Source organism: Lelliottia jeotgali, assembly GCF_977070485.1.
Genome location: NZ_CDRVFO010000014.1, coordinates 112,389 through 125,768 on the forward strand (window position 1 = coordinate 112,389; position 13,380 = coordinate 125,768).

The following is a 13,380-nucleotide window of genomic DNA, read 5'->3' on the forward strand; positions in this document are numbered from 1 at the left end:
TCGCGAAGAGGCCCTTGCGGGCCCCAGCAGGATAATGCCTTGGGCTTAGTTCCAGCCAGCCCGATCCATCAAGCGAATGGCCTCGGCCTGGCGTTTGCCCGCCACCTCGACCGGGATGCTGTCAGCCTTGAAGCTGCCCCATGCCGCGACCTCGTCCGATGGCTTGACCTTAGGGTTGGCCGGGAACTCCTGGTTGATGTCGGCGAACAGCTTCTGCGCCTGCTCACCGGTCATCCACTCCACCAGCTTCTTGGCCGCCTCCGGATGCGGTGCGTGCTTGGTCAGGCCGATGCCGGACAGGTTGACGTGCACGCCCCGGTCGCCCTGGTTAGGCCAGAAGATCTTCACCGGCAAGTTCGGGTTCTGCTTGTGCAGGCGGCCGTAGTAGTAAGTGTTCACCACCCCCACATCGCACTGGCCGGCCTCGATGGCCTGGATTACCGAGTTGTCGTCAGAGAACACGTCGGTAGACAGGTTGTTGACCCAGCCTTTGACGATCTGTTCGGTCTTGGCCTCGCCATGGTTCTCGATCAGCGTGGCGGTCAGCGACTGGTTGTAAACCTTCTTTGCCGTGCGCAGGCACAGACGCCCTTCCCACTGTTTGTCGGCCAGAGCTTCATAGGTGCTCAGCTCTGCAGGTTTGACCCGCTCGGTGGAATAGATGATGGTCCGTGCGCGCAGGCTCAGGCCAGTCCAGTCATGGGACGAAGCGCGGTATTGAGCGGGGATGTTCTGGTCGATGATGGCCGACTTGATAGGCTGCAGGATGCCCATCTGCTCGGCCTGCCAAAGGTTACCGGCATCGACGGTCAGCAGCAGGTCGGCCACCCCGTTCTCGCCCTCGGCTTTGATGCGCTGCATCAGCGGGGCTTCCTTGTCGGTGATGAACTTGATCTTGACGCCGGTCTCGGCGGTGTAAGCGTCGAACACCGGCTTGATCAGCTCGTCGATGCGCGAGGAGTACACCACTACTTCGTCCGCCGCCTGGGCGGTGCCACCGAACAGCGTCAGGGCCAGGGCGGCCAGTAGGGGCTTGCGTGGCAACATCGGATGCACTCCTCGAATCGTATGAGAGGCGCAAATGGTAGTGAATCCCATTTTCCGGCTCACCTACCCAGCCGTTACCAGATGTTGCAAGGGCACCCGAACGCTTGTAGGAACGGCTTTGTTTCGCGAGAGGGCCGCAAAGCGGCCCCGGCAATCTCAAGGCTTGGCCAGCTCCGGCAAGTCCCCGGAAAGCCCCAATGCCTGGCGCACGAACAGCGCCTTGGCCTCCGGCATCTGCTGCACCAGCTTCAGACCGCTGTTACGCAACCAGCGCAACGGCAGCGGGTTGGCCTGGAACAGCCGCTCGAAGCCCTCCATAGCTGCCATCAATGCCAGGTTGTGCGGCATGCGTCGGCGCTCATAGCGGCTGAGCACTTTCACATCCGCCAGCCGTTCACCACGCTCACAGGCGTTCACCAGCACTTCAGCCAGCACCGCGGCATCGAGAAAGCCCAGGTTTACGCCTTGCCCAGCCAGCGGATGAATGGTGTGCGCGGCATCGCCGATCAGTGCGAGCCCCTCGTCCACGTACCGCTTGGCGTGGCGTTGGCGCAACGGCACGCAAACCCGAGGGTCGGCATGCAGCACTTGACCCAGTCGCCCCTCGAATCCACGCTCCAAGGCCTTGAGGAAAGCTTGATCATCCAGCGCCATGAGCTGCTCGGCCTGTTCCGGCGTGGTCGACCACACTATCGAGCACCAGCCCTGCTCGCCGTCTCGCGACAAGGGCAGGAAGGCCAGCGGCCCTTCGTCGGTGAAACGCTGCCAGGCGGTAGCCTGGTGTGCAGCGCTGCAGCGCACGCTGGTGACGATAGCGTGGTGCAGGTAATCCCACTCACGGGTCTGGCAGCCGGCCAGGCGCCGAACCGCAGAATTGCCACCGTCGGCAGCCACCACCAGCGGTGCCCGCAGGCGGCGACCATCGGCCAGGGTCAGCAGCCACTCATCGCCAGAGCGGCGCATCTGCTCCAAGCGGGCGTTGGGCAGCAGGCCGATATCGCTGTCATGCAGGCGCTCCAGCAGGCCATCCTGCACTACCCGGTTTTCGACGATATGGCCAAGCACCTGCGCGTGCACGCTGGCGGCCGAGAAGTGAATCTGCCCAGTGCCGCTACCGTCCCAGACATGCATGTCCGAGTAGGGCGAAACACGCCGTTTGGCAATTTCCTCCCAGGCGCCCAAACGCTCGAGGATGCGCTGGCTGGCCGCCGAAAGGGCGCTGACCCGCGCCTCGAACGGCGCATCGCCGTCAAACGGCTTCACCGTCAGCGAACCACCGTCGAGCAGGAGTATTTCCAGGCCACTGTGGCGCAATGCCAAGGCCAAGGCGCTGCCGACCATACCGGCACCGACAATCAACAGATCTGCGCGCATTTCCATGCCTTACGCCTGCCTCGCTTGCGGCTTGAGCCGCACGTATAGGGTTTTATCGACCCGCGCCACCAGCTCGCCAGCACCGTCGCGGACATCGACCTGCAAACGTGGCAGGTATTTCTTGCCGCTGGCGGTCTGCTGGCGGATCTCGTCCAGCAGTGCGTCTTCGATGTGGAAATCGGCATACACAGGGCCTTTGCCGGGTGCGATGAAGTCAATGCTGGCTGCCTTGTCCCAGACGATGTACTCACGGCCCAGCAGTTCGATCAGCAATAGCATGTAGAACGGATCGACCATCGAATACAGGCTACCGCCAAACTGGGTACCGACGTAGTTGCGGTTCCAGCGCGTCAGCTTCATACGCACCCTGACACTGCGCATATCCGGGCTGATGTGCTGAATACGAATGCCGGCACCCAGGTACGGTGGATAAAGGTTCAGCAGCCAGCGCAACATGCGCGCCCGGCGCGCCAGCTTGCGCGGGTTGGTCATGCCTGACCCCGCGGATCAGGGCGGGTGCCCATGCCCATGGCCTGGCGGGCGAACCAGCTTTTTGCCGGCGGCAGCAAATCGAGCCCAAGCAAGCCGATGTTGCGCCCGGCGGCCAGCAACGGCTGGTTGCTGCCGAACAGTCGGGTAACCTGGTCGGAGAACCCGATGGTCATGGCCTGGTCGAGCTGCTGGCGTTGATGGTACGCCTGCAGGGTCGCCAGATCGCCTGGCTGCTGCGGGCCGGCCAGCAGCGCATCAGCCAGCGACTGCACATCACGCAGCGACAGGTTGAAACCCTGCCCGGCAATGGGGTGCAGGCTGTGCGCGGCATTGCCCAGTACAACCAGATGCGGGCGCACCTGCTCTTGGGCTTCGACCAGTGCCAGCGGGTAAAGATGCCGTGCGCCGACCTGGCGCAGGGCGCCGAGGCGATAGCCGAACACATCCTGCAGCTCGCGCAGGAAGCTGCGTTCGTCGATCTCGGCCAGGCGCTTGGCGTCCATACCCTGACGGGTCCAGACCAATGCGCAGCGATTCTCGGGCAGCGGCAGCAATGCCATGGGGCCTTGCTCGGTAAAACGCTCGAAGGCTTGCCCACGATGGGACTCGCCCGGGGTGATATTGGCGATCAGGGCGCTCTGCTCGTACGGCGTGCGGCGCACATGTATGCCCAATTGCTCGCGCAACCCGGAGCGGCCACCGTCGGCCAGCACGGCCAGGTCGCACTCCAGGCTGGTGTCATCGTCCAACTGCAAGCGATAACCACCGGCGACGGCCTGCATCGCCTTCACTTCGGCCGGGCAGCGCCAGCTCACCACCTCGCTGTCCAGCCCTTGCCAAAGGCACTGGCCAAGCCAGGCGTTCTCGACCACATAGCCCAACGCTGGCACACCCTCCTCCAGCGCATCCAGGCGGGTGGAGCCAAAGCGCCCACGGTCCGAGACCTGGATCTGCCGGATCGACTCGGCACGCGGGCTGATCGCCTGCCACACGCCCAGGTGCTGATAGATCTGCCGGGTACCGAACGAAAGCGCTGAGGAGCGCGCATCATAGCTGGGCTGAAAGCTGTCGCCCGGGGCGAACGGCTCGATCAGCAGGATCTTCCAGCCGCGCGCCTTGGCCCCAGCCTGCAGGGCCAGCGCCAGGCTGGCACCGACCAGGCCGCCACCAATGATCGCCAGGTTGACTCGGTTCATGCCGCGTCCTTACGTGCCGCCTGCATCAGCGCCTCGATCTCGGCGACCGTCCTGGGCACGCCCGATGTCAAAATTTCACAGCCTTGCCTGGTCACCACCACGTCGTCCTCGATCCTTACGCCGATGCCTCGCCATTTCTTCGCGACCTGCTGATTGTCGGCGGCAATGTAGATACCCGGTTCGACGGTCAGCGCCATGCCAGGCTCCAGCACCCGCCACTGGCCGCCGACCTTGTACTCACCCACATCATGCACATCCATGCCCAGCCAGTGCCCGGCACGGTGCATGTAGAAAGCGCGATACGCTTCACTTTCGATCAGCGCCTGCACCTTGCCCTTGAGCAGCCCCAACTCCACCAGCCCCTCGGTGATCACCCGCACGGTCGCTTCATGGGCGTGGTTCCAGTGCTTGCCTGGGGCAATCTCGGCGAAAGCGGCGGCCTGGGCCCTGAGCACCAGTTCATAGATGGCCTTTTGCTCAGGCGAAAAACGCCCGCTGACCGGGAAAGTGCGGGTGATGTCGCTGGCATAGCAATCGATTTCGCAACCGGCGTCGATCAGCACCAGGTCACCGTCCTTGAGCGCGGCATTGTTCTGTTGATAGTGCAGGATACAGCCATTGCGGCCGGCAGCGACGATCGACCCGTAGGCTGGCATTCTTGCCCCACCTTTACGGAATTCGTAGTCCAGCTCGGCTTCCAGGCTGTACTCGTGCAGCCCTGCCCGGCAGGCCTGCATGGCCCGCACATGGGCGCGTGCGGAAATTTCTGCAGCGGCGCGCATCACTTTCACTTCCGCCGCAGATTTATACAGACGCATGTCGTGTAGCAGGTGATCCAGGGCAACGAACTCGTTGGGCGGCTGGGCGCCAAGGCGCGCCTTGGAGCGGATCACGTTGATCCAGTCCATCAGCCGACGGTCGAACTCGGGGTTGCTGCCCATGGCGCTGTAAACCCGTTCGCGACCTTCGATGAGGCCCGGGAGGATCTCGTCGATGTCGGTGATCGGGAAGGCATCGTCCGCGCCAAAGTCGCGGATGGCACCTTCCTGGCCGGCACGCAGGCCGTCCCATAGCTCGCGCTCAGGGTTACGCTCGCGGCAGAACAGCACGTACTCGCCATGCTCGCGCCCCGGGATCAGCGCGATCACCGCCTCCGGCTCCGGGAAGCCGCTCAGGTACTGGAAATCGCTGTCCTGGCGGTAGACGTGCTCGACATCGCGGTTGCGAATGGCGACTGCGGCAGCCGGCAGGATGGCAATGCTGTTGGGGACCATCTGCGCCATCAGCGCCTTGCGCCGACGGGCATATTCGGCCTTGGGTATGTGGCTCATGGGCAGGACTACCCCCGGTTGATCAGTGCAGCGAAGGTTTTGGCGCGGGCGCGGCCGGCGCGGCCAGCTCTGTGTACAGCAGCAGCGGCGCAACGCGCAGATACTCCATGACTTCCATGTAATCGCTTTCGCCGTCCTCGGATTCTTCCAGCGCTTCCTGGACCTGGGAAATGGCAACCAGGTCCTGGAGCACTTCCTTGGCATCGGTGGACAGGTCCTTGCCGCCAGCGTTCAGCCCGAAGCCGGCGATGAAACCCTGACACCACTGGCCCAGCGCCGTGGCACGCTCGGTCAGCGGGGTTTCGTCGCTTGGCAGCAGCAGAACGATCGCAATGTCCTCGCCGGTCAGCTCGGCCTTGACCATCTCTTGCAGGCCGATCAGTGCAGCGCGCACATTGTCTTCAGGTTCGTTTTCCAGCACCCCGGCAGCGTCGGCAAGCCAGGCATCGGCCTCGAAGCCGGCACCGGCACAACTGCGGCCGATCAGCAGGCCGTGCAGCTCGGCAGGGGAAACAGGGTGGCCGTTGCTCGAGAGCAGTGCGGCGAATGCGGTGTAGGGCGATTGGGTATTAGGCATGGGCGGCTAGGCGCCAGACGGCGCATTTGACTAGAATGAAGGCCTTGTATCCTAGCACCGGCAGGCGCGCCAAGACCATCGGCACTGGCCGTCACCGCTCAGGGAGAGGCATCATCGACGGGTGATTCAATGACGGAGCGAATCGAGTGCAACCCACGCAAGAGAACGACCTGCAAGCATTGATGAGCCGGTTCGAGTCGCTGATCGAGCGCGTCGAGCAACTTAAACGGCAAAATGCACTCCTAGTAGCTCAGGAAAAATCCTGGCGCGAAGAGCGCGCCCACCTCATCGAAAAGAACGAGATCGCCAAGCGCAAGGTCGAGTCGATGATCTTACGCCTCAAGGCCCTGGAGCAAGACTCATGAGTTCAAGCAATAGCGTCACCGTGCAGATCCTGGACAAGGAATACTCGATCATCTGCCCGCCGGAAGAACGCAACAACCTGGTCAGCGCCGCACGCTACCTGGACGGCAAGATGCGCGAGATCCGCAGCAGCGGCAAGGTGATCGGTGCCGACCGGATCGCGGTCATGGCCGCATTGAACATCACCCACGAGATGCTCCACCGCCAGGAAGACCGCACCGACGCCCCCGCTGGCAGTGCCACCCGCGAGCAGGTCCGCGACCTGCTCGATCGCGTCGACAAGGCTTTGTCCGACGACACGGATACCAAAATCGGCTGAGGTTGGTATACTGGCGCCACTCCCTGGGGGATGCGCCAGTCGGTTATGTCCCTGAGCCGATACGCACAACCACGGGGGTTGCACGCTGGGGCCGGTGTGCATGTCCGCCCGACGGAAAGCCTTAACGCCCCCTGCAATCTCCACCTTGAACTTTCGGGTTCAAGGGCTACACCGATAGCGGTCTTATCGGGGAGCCTGATTTCGATTGCCCGCCCCTCGGCGGGCAGTTCTCGCTTTTAGCTTCGACACCTGGGAACGCCCGTGCCATGACCGACACCGCGCCGCTCACCCGCCCCCAGCTTCGTCGCCTGCTTCGTAATGCCCGCCGTGCACTCACGCCAGCCCAGCAACGCCAAGCCTCCCTAGGGCTGTATCGGCAGCTGGCGCAACACCCGCTGTTCCGCCGCGCCCGGCACATTGCCCTGTACCTGCCCAACGACGGTGAAATCGACCCGCAGCTGCTACTGCGCGAGGCGCAACGCCGCGGCAAACGTACCTACCTGCCGGTACTGCACGCATGGCCGCGTACCCGCATGGTGTTCCAGCGGTTCGAGCAGGGTGAAAAGCTCAAGCGCAACCGTTTCCGTATTCCAGAGCCACTGACTGACCGCAGGCGCCAGCGCCCGATCTGGTCGCTGGACCTGATTCTGCTGCCACTGGTGGGCTTCGATGAAGCCGGCGGGCGGCTAGGCATGGGCGGTGGTTTCTATGATCGCAGCCTGGCCTACCAGGCGCGACGCAAAACATGGAAAAAACCCCTGCTGCTGGGGCTGGCCCATGAATGCCAGAAGGTCGAACGACTGGCGCAGGCCAGTTGGGATGTACCACTGCAGGGCACGGTCTCGGACCGTGACTGGTACCTGGCGCCTAAATGACAGGCGTCAGCGGGGGAGATCAGCGCTGCTGCTGACCGGCTTCGACCGGTACCTGGTACGCGGTATCGAGCTTGCGCTCCCAGATACCCTGGGCATAACCAGTGGTAACCACACCCAGACCAAAGATGAAGACCAAGACCCAGAGCAGGTCCGGTTTGCGTTGATTCATCGAAGAATGCCCCCCTAGGCATACGTTCTGGCTCGGCGACCTTCTTGGTGCCGCCGGAGCATATAGCGTTAAAATCGGCGCATTTTCCGACAACCTGAGTCGACACGCAAACGTTGACGCCAACCGGCTGTCGGTTTCGTGCAACAGGTTATTTCAAACCTTTTCAGGAGCAGTATCCATGGCCTACTGGCTGATGAAATCCGAGCCCGATGAGCTTTCGATCGAAGGCCTGGGCCGCCTGGGTGAGGCCCGCTGGGATGGCGTGCGCAACTATCAGGCGCGCAATTTTCTGCGCGCCATGAATGTAGGCGATGAGTTTTTCTTCTACCACTCCAGTTGCCCTCAACCGGGCATTGCCGGGATCGCCCGGATCACTGCAGCGGCCTACCCGGACCCAACTGCGCTGGACCCTCAGAGCCATTACTACGACGCCAAAGCAACTGCCGAGAAGAACCCCTGGAGCGCGGTAGATGTGGCGCACGTGAAGACGTTCAGGCAGGTGCTGGGGCTGGGCTTGCTCAAGCAACAAAGCGCGTTGGAGGAGTTGCCGCTGGTGCAAAAAGGCACTCGGCTGTCGGTGATGCCGGTGACCGACGCGCAGTGGGCGGCGATCATTGCGCTAAGCAAATGACCGGTCCCGCGAAGAGGCCGGCCTGAGTCTCGATCACTGCACAATCAAGTTATTGAACAGCAGATCTTCGACAATCGGCTTGCCTTCTTCTGCTTCCATCACCTGCTGCACTTGCTTGAGCGCCTCTTGGCGCAGTTTTTCCTTGGCGTCGACGTTGCTCAAGTTATCCACACCCTGCTGGGTGAACAACGCCACCAGCTGGTTGCGAATCAGCGGCTCGTGGTGCTTGACCGTCTTGGCTGCCTCGTCGCCAGTCACGCGCAGGGCCACATCAGCTTTGAATACGCGCAACCTGGGGCCACCGTCGAGGGCGTAGTTGCCGACAAAGGGCGGGCTCAGGCTGATATAGGAGACCTTGGGGGCTCCTTCCTTGGCTTCTTCGGCCAGAGCCGCCGCTGGCAGCATCAGGGCCAGCACCATCAAGATCCACGCTTTCACGAATTCGCTCCTCAAAACAATTGGCGCCAGCTTACCCAGCATGCGGCCCAAACCCAAGCCCAGGCTTATGCAGCCCCATCAGGACGGGCCATGCTCGTTGACCCGACAGGCCGCCCTCCTACACTTATCGGCCACTACCCGCAAAGGAATAGCCCGATGAAAGCTGTGTTGTGTAAAACCTTGGGGCCGGCACACAGCCTGGTTCTGGAAGAGGTGGCCAGCCCGGTACCGAAGAAAAACGAGATTCTGCTCGAGGTGCATGCGGCCGGCGTCAACTTCCCGGATACCCTGATCATCGAAGGTAAATACCAGTTCCAGCCACCGCTACCGTTCTCTCCCGGTGGCGAGGCGGCGGGTGTCGTCGCCGCTGTCGGCGAACGCGCCGGCGCCTTTCAGGTCGGGGACCGGGTGATGGCCCTCACCGGCTGGGGGGCATTCGCCGAACAGGTGGCCGTGCCGTTCTACAACGTGCTGCCCATCCCCGAAAGCATGGACTTCACCACCGCTGCCGCCTTTGGCATGACCTATGGCACCTCGATGCATGCGCTCAAGCAGCGCGGCCAGTTGCAGCCAGGGGAAACCTTGCTGGTGCTAGGTGCGTCCGGTGGCGTCGGCCTGGCGGCCGTGGAGATCGGCAAAGCCATGGGCGCCAAGGTGATCGCAGCCGCCAGCAGCGCAGAGAAACTTGCTGTGGCCAAGGCTGCAGGGGCGGACGAGTTGATCGACTACAGCCAGGCCAGCCTCAAGGAGGAAATCAAGCGCCTGACCGGCGGCCAGGGGGTAGATGTGATCTACGACCCGGTCGGCGGTGAACTGTTCGACCAGGCCGTGCGCGGGCTGGCGTGGAATGGGCGGTTGCTGGTGGTCGGCTTTGCCAGCGGGACGATTCCACAGATGGCGGCGAACCTGGTGCTGCTCAAGGGCGCAGCGGTGCTGGGGGTATTCTGGGGGGCATTTGCCCAGCGTCAGCCGCAGGACAATGCGGCCAACTTCAGCCAGCTGTTTGCCTGGCATGCAGAGGGCAAGCTGAAGCCGCTGGTATCGAAGACTTACCCGCTGGCCGAGGCGGGCGCGGCGATCGAGCAGTTGGGCCAAAGAAAAGCAGTGGGTAAGTTGGTGGTGCTGCCCAGATAATCATTGGAAAATACAGTGGCCCTGCAGGGCTCTTCGCAGATAAATCCGCGAAGAGCCCTGTACAGCCCAATCAGACCTCACGCAGGTTGTGGCAGCGCCTGAACCGCGCTTCGAGGTTTCGGTCGGGCATCTGGTGGCTGCGCAGTGCGTTCAACGTCTGCTCGACATACTCACGCGTCGTGCCGTAGCGCCCTTTGGCACTGGCAAGAATCTGGCTAAGCAGCGTATCGGGCAAATTGCCGGCGTAGCACGGCAGGTGTCGCTCAAGTACAAAGCCCAGGGCCTGCACCTTGCTGCCATCAGCCAGCCGGCAGCTGAGCCAGTGCGGCCGGTACGCCGGGTACGGCATCTCTCTTTGCCACAAGGCCATCAGCGAGTCGTCGAGGTTGCTTTCATCGAGGCGGTAGGCAAAACCGCTGCACGAACCGCCGCGGTCAAGGCCGAATACCAAGCCTGGCGTTTCCGGCGTACCACGATGCTCGTGCGACCACAGGTAAAGGCCACGGTGATAGCCATGCACGCGTGCACGCTGGCGCTCCACCGAACTGCACTCCGGGCGCCATATCAACGAACCATAGGCGAACAACCAGACCGGACCACCCTCATGGCGCGACATGGTCGTATTCATCGAGTTGATCAATTGCTCGCGGGTCAGTTGCTGGCCGAAGTCGAGTGCCGGAGGATAAGCGCTTTTCCAGGATAAACTTTCAAGTGCCGACATAAGCTGCCGCCATTATTCCCTGTGAACTACTGATATAGCGAAAGGCCCTGCAGGGCGGGGCTTGCGCCAGCGCCTTGGGAGCCTGCAACCACCTTAGGATAGAACCGCGCCAACACTCAAGCCCTGAAGCCTAAGTTTCACGCGAACTTCCGACGGTTGGAGAGCATTGTTCCAAGTATAGTGAAAGTTATTAGTCAAGGCGGTAAGAATTACCGCCTTATACCCACTAGCTGAAACTTCAGTTATTAACCACGCGGCGCGTAGGCAAACACATCAGCACGCATGCGGTGCGCATCCATACCGGCCTCGACCAGGGCATCGAGCGTGGCATAAACCATATTTGGTGAACCACTGGCATAAACATGTACCGTATTGAGGTCTTGCACGTCCTCGCACACAGCCTCGTGCAACATGCCGCAGCGGCCTTCCCAGCCACACAGGTCGCTCACCACCTTGTGCAGGAACAGGTTGGGCAGACGCTCCCATTCGTCCCAGTGCTCGATGGCGTAGAAGTCTTCAGGGCGTCGCACGCCCCAGTAGAGGTGCACCGGGTGCTTGAAGCCCTGGGCACGGCAATGCTCGACCAGGCTGTGCATCTGCCCCATGCCGGTCCCCGCAGCGATGAGCACCAGAGGCCCATCGGGCAACTCGGCCAGGTGGGTGTCACCGAATGGCATTTCGATGCGGGCGATAGGGTCACGCTGCAGTTGCGCCAACAGCTGACGGGCGCTGTCTTCACGGACCAACACGTGAAGCTCAAGGTCGCGCCCACTGTGCGGGGCAGACGCCAGCGAGAAGGCCGCCGGCTTGCCGCCCTCGCGCTCGATCATCAGATACTGCCCGGCGTGATAGCGCAGTGGCTTGCCAGCCGGCGCGCGCAAACGCACGCGCCAGACGTCGCCACCCACCTCCAGGCATTCAATGACGCTGCATGCCAGCTTGCGCACTGGCAGCTCGCCCAGGGCCAGCACACCATCCCAGAGCAGCACGCAATCCTCCAGCGGTTCGGCGATGCACGTGAACAGCTCACCATGGTCGCGCACCTCACCGTTCTGGCGAACGCGACCTTCGACCAACAATGCGGCGCACACATGGCAATTGCCATTGCGACAGCTGTTCGGGCAGTCATAGCCCAGCCGCCGCGCTCCATCCAGGATCCGTTCCCCGGGTTCGAGCGCCAGCACCGCCCCGGACGGCTGCAACGTTACCTGCATCAATCTATTCCCAACTGGTCCCACAACTCATCGATGCGGCGGGTGACGGCCTCGTCCTTGACGATGACCCGGCCCCATTCGCGTGTAGTCTCGCCCGGCCACTTGTGGGTGGCATCCAGGCCCATCTTCGACCCCAGGCCCGATACCGGCGACGCAAAGTCCAGGTAATCGATCGGCGTGTTGTCGATCATCACCGTATCACGCTTGGGGTCCATGCGCGTGGTGATGGCCCAGATCACGTCATTCCAGTCACGGGCGTTGATGTCGTCGTCGGTAACGATAACGAACTTGGTGTACATGAACTGTCTCAGGAACGACCACACACCCAGCATCACGCGCTTGGCGTGGCCCGGGTACTGCTTCTTCATCGTCACCACCGCCATGCGGTACGAGCACCCTTCCGGCGGCAGGTAGAAGTCGACGATCTCCGGGAACTGCTTTTGCAGGATCGGCACGAACACTTCATTGAGCGCCACGCCGAGGATGGCCGGCTCATCTGGCGGCCGACCGGTATAGGTGCTGTGGTAGATCGGTTTTTGCCGGTGGGTGATGCGTTCGACGGTGAACACCGGGAAGCTGTCCACTTCGTTGTAGTAGCCGGTGTGGTCACCATAAGGGCCTTCCGGAGCCATCTCCCCCGGGTGGATCACACCTTCAAGGATGATCTCGGCGGTGGCCGGCACCTGCAGGTTGCTGCCTCGGCATTTGACCAACTCGGTGCGATTGCCACGCAGCAGGCCGGCGAAGGCATACTCGGACAAAGTATCTGGCACCGGCGTGACAGCGCCGAGGATGGTTGCCGGGTCGGCGCCCAGAGCAACGGCGACCGGGAACGGTTGGCCGGGGTTCTTCTCGCACCACTCGCGATAATCCAGAGCGCCACCGCGGTGGCTCAACCAACGCATGATGACCTTGTTGCGGCCGATGACCTGCTGGCGATAAATGCCCAGGTTCTGGCGATCCTTGTTCGGGCCGCGGGTCACGGTCAGACCCCAGGTGATCAGCGGCGCCACGTCGCCCGGCCAGCAGTGCTGGATCGGCAGTTGGCCAAGGTCGACATCATCACCCTCGACCACCACCTCCTGGCAAACGGCATCCTTGACCACCTTCGGCGCCATCGACACGACCTTCTTGAAGATCGGCAGCTTCGACCAGGCGTCCTTGAGGCCTTTCGGCGGCTCCGGCTCCTTGAGGAAAGCCAGCAGCTTGCCGATCTCGCGCAGCTCCTCGACCGACTCGGCGCCCATGCCCATGGCCACCCGCTCCGGGGTGCCGAACAGGTTGCCGAGCACCGGAATGTCGAAGCCAGTGGGCTTTTCGAACAACAACGCCGGGCCCTTTGCACGCAGGGTGCGGTCACACACCTCGGTCATTTCCAGGACAGGGGAGATCGGAACCTGGATGCGCTTGAGTTCACCGCGCTGTTCCAGGCCACGGATGAAGTCGCGCAAGTCGCGATACTGCATGCATGAGCCTCGTGTTGGCCGTATCGGTCGGGG

General features: G+C 62.6%; 16 protein-coding genes and 1 other RNA gene. 6 read left to right on the top strand and 11 right to left on the bottom strand.

Annotated features, from left to right (window positions below):
- Positions 1-45 precede the first annotated feature (45 nt).
- The 6 genes from ACW4TB_RS20190 to ACW4TB_RS20215 all read right to left on the bottom strand — a co-directional run bounded on the left by ACW4TB_RS20190 (position 46) and on the right by ACW4TB_RS20215 (position 6,017).
- Positions 46-1,047: an extracellular solute-binding protein gene (locus tag ACW4TB_RS20190; RefSeq protein ID WP_012316776.1), complete on the bottom strand. Its 1,002-nt coding sequence runs from the start codon at positions 1,045-1,047 to the stop codon at positions 46-48.
- 156 nt (positions 1,048-1,203) lie between these two features.
- Positions 1,204-2,427, bottom strand: coding sequence for a 2-octaprenyl-3-methyl-6-methoxy-1,4-benzoquinol hydroxylase (locus ACW4TB_RS20195; RefSeq protein WP_012316777.1), 1,224 nt, complete (start codon positions 2,425-2,427; stop codon positions 1,204-1,206).
- Between the two features lie 3 nt (positions 2,428-2,430).
- Entirely contained in the window at positions 2,431-2,913 is a 483-nt protein-coding gene (locus ACW4TB_RS20200; protein ID WP_012316778.1) for a DUF4442 domain-containing protein, read from the bottom strand.
- Positions 2,910-4,109, bottom strand: coding sequence for a 2-octaprenyl-6-methoxyphenyl hydroxylase (gene ubiH / locus ACW4TB_RS20205; protein WP_254466825.1), 1,200 nt, complete (start codon positions 4,107-4,109; stop codon positions 2,910-2,912). Before ubiH ends, ACW4TB_RS20200 begins: the two co-directional genes overlap by 4 nt.
- Positions 4,106-5,440, bottom strand: a complete 1,335-nt coding sequence (gene pepP, locus ACW4TB_RS20210; RefSeq protein WP_254466827.1) for a Xaa-Pro aminopeptidase — start codon at positions 5,438-5,440, stop codon at positions 4,106-4,108. Before pepP ends, ubiH begins: the two co-directional genes overlap by 4 nt.
- A 22-nt stretch (positions 5,441-5,462) precedes the next feature.
- A complete protein-coding gene (locus tag ACW4TB_RS20215; RefSeq protein WP_012316781.1) occupies positions 5,463-6,017 on the bottom strand; it encodes a YecA/YgfB family protein in 555 nt (184 codons plus the stop codon).
- Positions 6,018-6,163: 146 nt separating this feature from the next.
- Here ACW4TB_RS20215 and ACW4TB_RS20220 point away from each other — a divergent pair, with 146 nt between their 5' ends.
- From ACW4TB_RS20220 to ACW4TB_RS20235, 4 genes are all read left to right on the top strand, one after another.
- The gene (locus ACW4TB_RS20220) at positions 6,164-6,382 is read left to right on the top strand and encodes a TIGR02449 family protein (protein ID WP_012316782.1); all 219 of its coding nucleotides are present in this window, start codon (positions 6,164-6,166) and stop codon (positions 6,380-6,382) included.
- Entirely contained in the window at positions 6,379-6,699 is a 321-nt protein-coding gene (locus tag ACW4TB_RS20225; protein WP_012316783.1) for a cell division protein ZapA, read from the top strand. Before ACW4TB_RS20220 ends, ACW4TB_RS20225 begins: the two co-directional genes overlap by 4 nt.
- 17 nt (positions 6,700-6,716) lie before the next feature.
- Positions 6,717-6,896, top strand: a non-coding RNA gene (gene ssrS, locus ACW4TB_RS20230) — 6S RNA.
- 69 nt (positions 6,897-6,965) lie between these two features.
- Complete coding sequence (locus tag ACW4TB_RS20235; protein ID WP_012316784.1) at positions 6,966-7,574, top strand: 5-formyltetrahydrofolate cyclo-ligase; 609 nt, start codon at positions 6,966-6,968, stop codon at positions 7,572-7,574.
- Positions 7,575-7,593: 19 nt separating this feature from the next.
- Here ACW4TB_RS20235 and ACW4TB_RS20240 read toward each other — a convergent pair whose 3' ends face one another.
- The gene (locus tag ACW4TB_RS20240) at positions 7,594-7,743 is read right to left on the bottom strand and encodes a hypothetical protein (RefSeq protein WP_012316785.1); all 150 of its coding nucleotides are present in this window, start codon (positions 7,741-7,743) and stop codon (positions 7,594-7,596) included.
- Positions 7,744-7,921: 178 nt separating this feature from the next.
- Between ACW4TB_RS20240 and ACW4TB_RS20245 the strand changes: the two genes are divergently transcribed.
- Positions 7,922-8,374: an EVE domain-containing protein gene (locus tag ACW4TB_RS20245; RefSeq protein WP_254466829.1), complete on the top strand. Its 453-nt coding sequence runs from the start codon at positions 7,922-7,924 to the stop codon at positions 8,372-8,374.
- 33 nt (positions 8,375-8,407) lie between these two features.
- Here the strand turns inward: ACW4TB_RS20245 and ACW4TB_RS20250 are convergent, their stop codons facing one another.
- The gene (locus ACW4TB_RS20250; protein ID WP_254466831.1) at positions 8,408-8,812 is read right to left on the bottom strand and encodes a flagellar basal body-associated protein FliL; all 405 of its coding nucleotides are present in this window, start codon (positions 8,810-8,812) and stop codon (positions 8,408-8,410) included.
- A gap of 156 nt (positions 8,813-8,968) precedes the next feature.
- Between ACW4TB_RS20250 and ACW4TB_RS20255 the strand changes: the two genes are divergently transcribed.
- Positions 8,969-9,946 carry an NADPH:quinone oxidoreductase family protein gene (locus ACW4TB_RS20255; RefSeq protein WP_254466832.1) on the top strand — a complete coding sequence of 326 codons (978 nt, stop codon included), beginning with the start codon at positions 8,969-8,971 and terminating at the stop codon, positions 9,944-9,946.
- 70 nt (positions 9,947-10,016) lie between these two features.
- Here ACW4TB_RS20255 and ACW4TB_RS20260 read toward each other — a convergent pair whose 3' ends face one another.
- From ACW4TB_RS20260 to ubiD, 3 genes are all read right to left on the bottom strand, one after another.
- On the bottom strand, positions 10,017-10,667 hold the full coding sequence (locus ACW4TB_RS20260; protein WP_254466834.1) for a gamma-glutamylcyclotransferase: 651 nt from the start codon (positions 10,665-10,667) through the stop codon (positions 10,017-10,019).
- Positions 10,668-10,912: 245 nt separating this feature from the next.
- Positions 10,913-11,881 carry a CDP-6-deoxy-delta-3,4-glucoseen reductase gene (locus ACW4TB_RS20265; RefSeq protein WP_012316790.1) on the bottom strand — a complete coding sequence of 323 codons (969 nt, stop codon included), beginning with the start codon at positions 11,879-11,881 and terminating at the stop codon, positions 10,913-10,915.
- Positions 11,881-13,347, bottom strand: a complete 1,467-nt coding sequence (gene ubiD / locus ACW4TB_RS20270) for a 4-hydroxy-3-polyprenylbenzoate decarboxylase (RefSeq protein ID WP_012316791.1) — start codon at positions 13,345-13,347, stop codon at positions 11,881-11,883. The genes ACW4TB_RS20265 and ubiD overlap by 1 nt, the downstream gene beginning before the upstream one ends.
- Positions 13,348-13,380 lie beyond the last annotated feature (33 nt).

What these genes read in the sequence shown, in the direction of transcription:
- ACW4TB_RS20190 (WP_012316776.1), bottom strand. Translation starts at nt 1,047, where the DNA reads ATGTTGCCACGCAAGCCCCTACTGGCCGCCCTGGCCCTGACGCTGTTC.
- ACW4TB_RS20195 (WP_012316777.1), bottom strand. Translation starts at nt 2,427, where the DNA reads ATGGAAATGCGCGCAGATCTGTTGATTGTCGGTGCCGGTATGGTCGGC.
- ACW4TB_RS20200 (WP_012316778.1), bottom strand. Translation starts at nt 2,913, where the DNA reads ATGACCAACCCGCGCAAGCTGGCGCGCCGGGCGCGCATGTTGCGCTGG.
- ubiH (WP_254466825.1), bottom strand. Translation starts at nt 4,109, where the DNA reads ATGAACCGAGTCAACCTGGCGATCATTGGTGGCGGCCTGGTCGGTGCC.
- pepP (WP_254466827.1), bottom strand. Translation starts at nt 5,440, where the DNA reads ATGAGCCACATACCCAAGGCCGAATATGCCCGTCGGCGCAAGGCGCTG.
- ACW4TB_RS20215 (WP_012316781.1), bottom strand. Translation starts at nt 6,017, where the DNA reads ATGCCTAATACCCAATCGCCCTACACCGCATTCGCCGCACTGCTCTCG.
- ACW4TB_RS20225 (WP_012316783.1), top strand. Translation starts at nt 6,379, where the DNA reads ATGAGTTCAAGCAATAGCGTCACCGTGCAGATCCTGGACAAGGAATAC.
- ACW4TB_RS20235 (WP_012316784.1), top strand. Translation starts at nt 6,966, where the DNA reads ATGACCGACACCGCGCCGCTCACCCGCCCCCAGCTTCGTCGCCTGCTT.
- ACW4TB_RS20240 (WP_012316785.1), bottom strand. Translation starts at nt 7,743, where the DNA reads ATGAATCAACGCAAACCGGACCTGCTCTGGGTCTTGGTCTTCATCTTT.
- ACW4TB_RS20245 (WP_254466829.1), top strand. Translation starts at nt 7,922, where the DNA reads ATGGCCTACTGGCTGATGAAATCCGAGCCCGATGAGCTTTCGATCGAA.
- ACW4TB_RS20255 (WP_254466832.1), top strand. Translation starts at nt 8,969, where the DNA reads ATGAAAGCTGTGTTGTGTAAAACCTTGGGGCCGGCACACAGCCTGGTT.
- ACW4TB_RS20260 (WP_254466834.1), bottom strand. Translation starts at nt 10,667, where the DNA reads ATGTCGGCACTTGAAAGTTTATCCTGGAAAAGCGCTTATCCTCCGGCA.
- ACW4TB_RS20265 (WP_012316790.1), bottom strand. Translation starts at nt 11,881, where the DNA reads ATGCAGGTAACGTTGCAGCCGTCCGGGGCGGTGCTGGCGCTCGAACCC.
- ubiD (WP_012316791.1), bottom strand. Translation starts at nt 13,347, where the DNA reads ATGCAGTATCGCGACTTGCGCGACTTCATCCGTGGCCTGGAACAGCGC.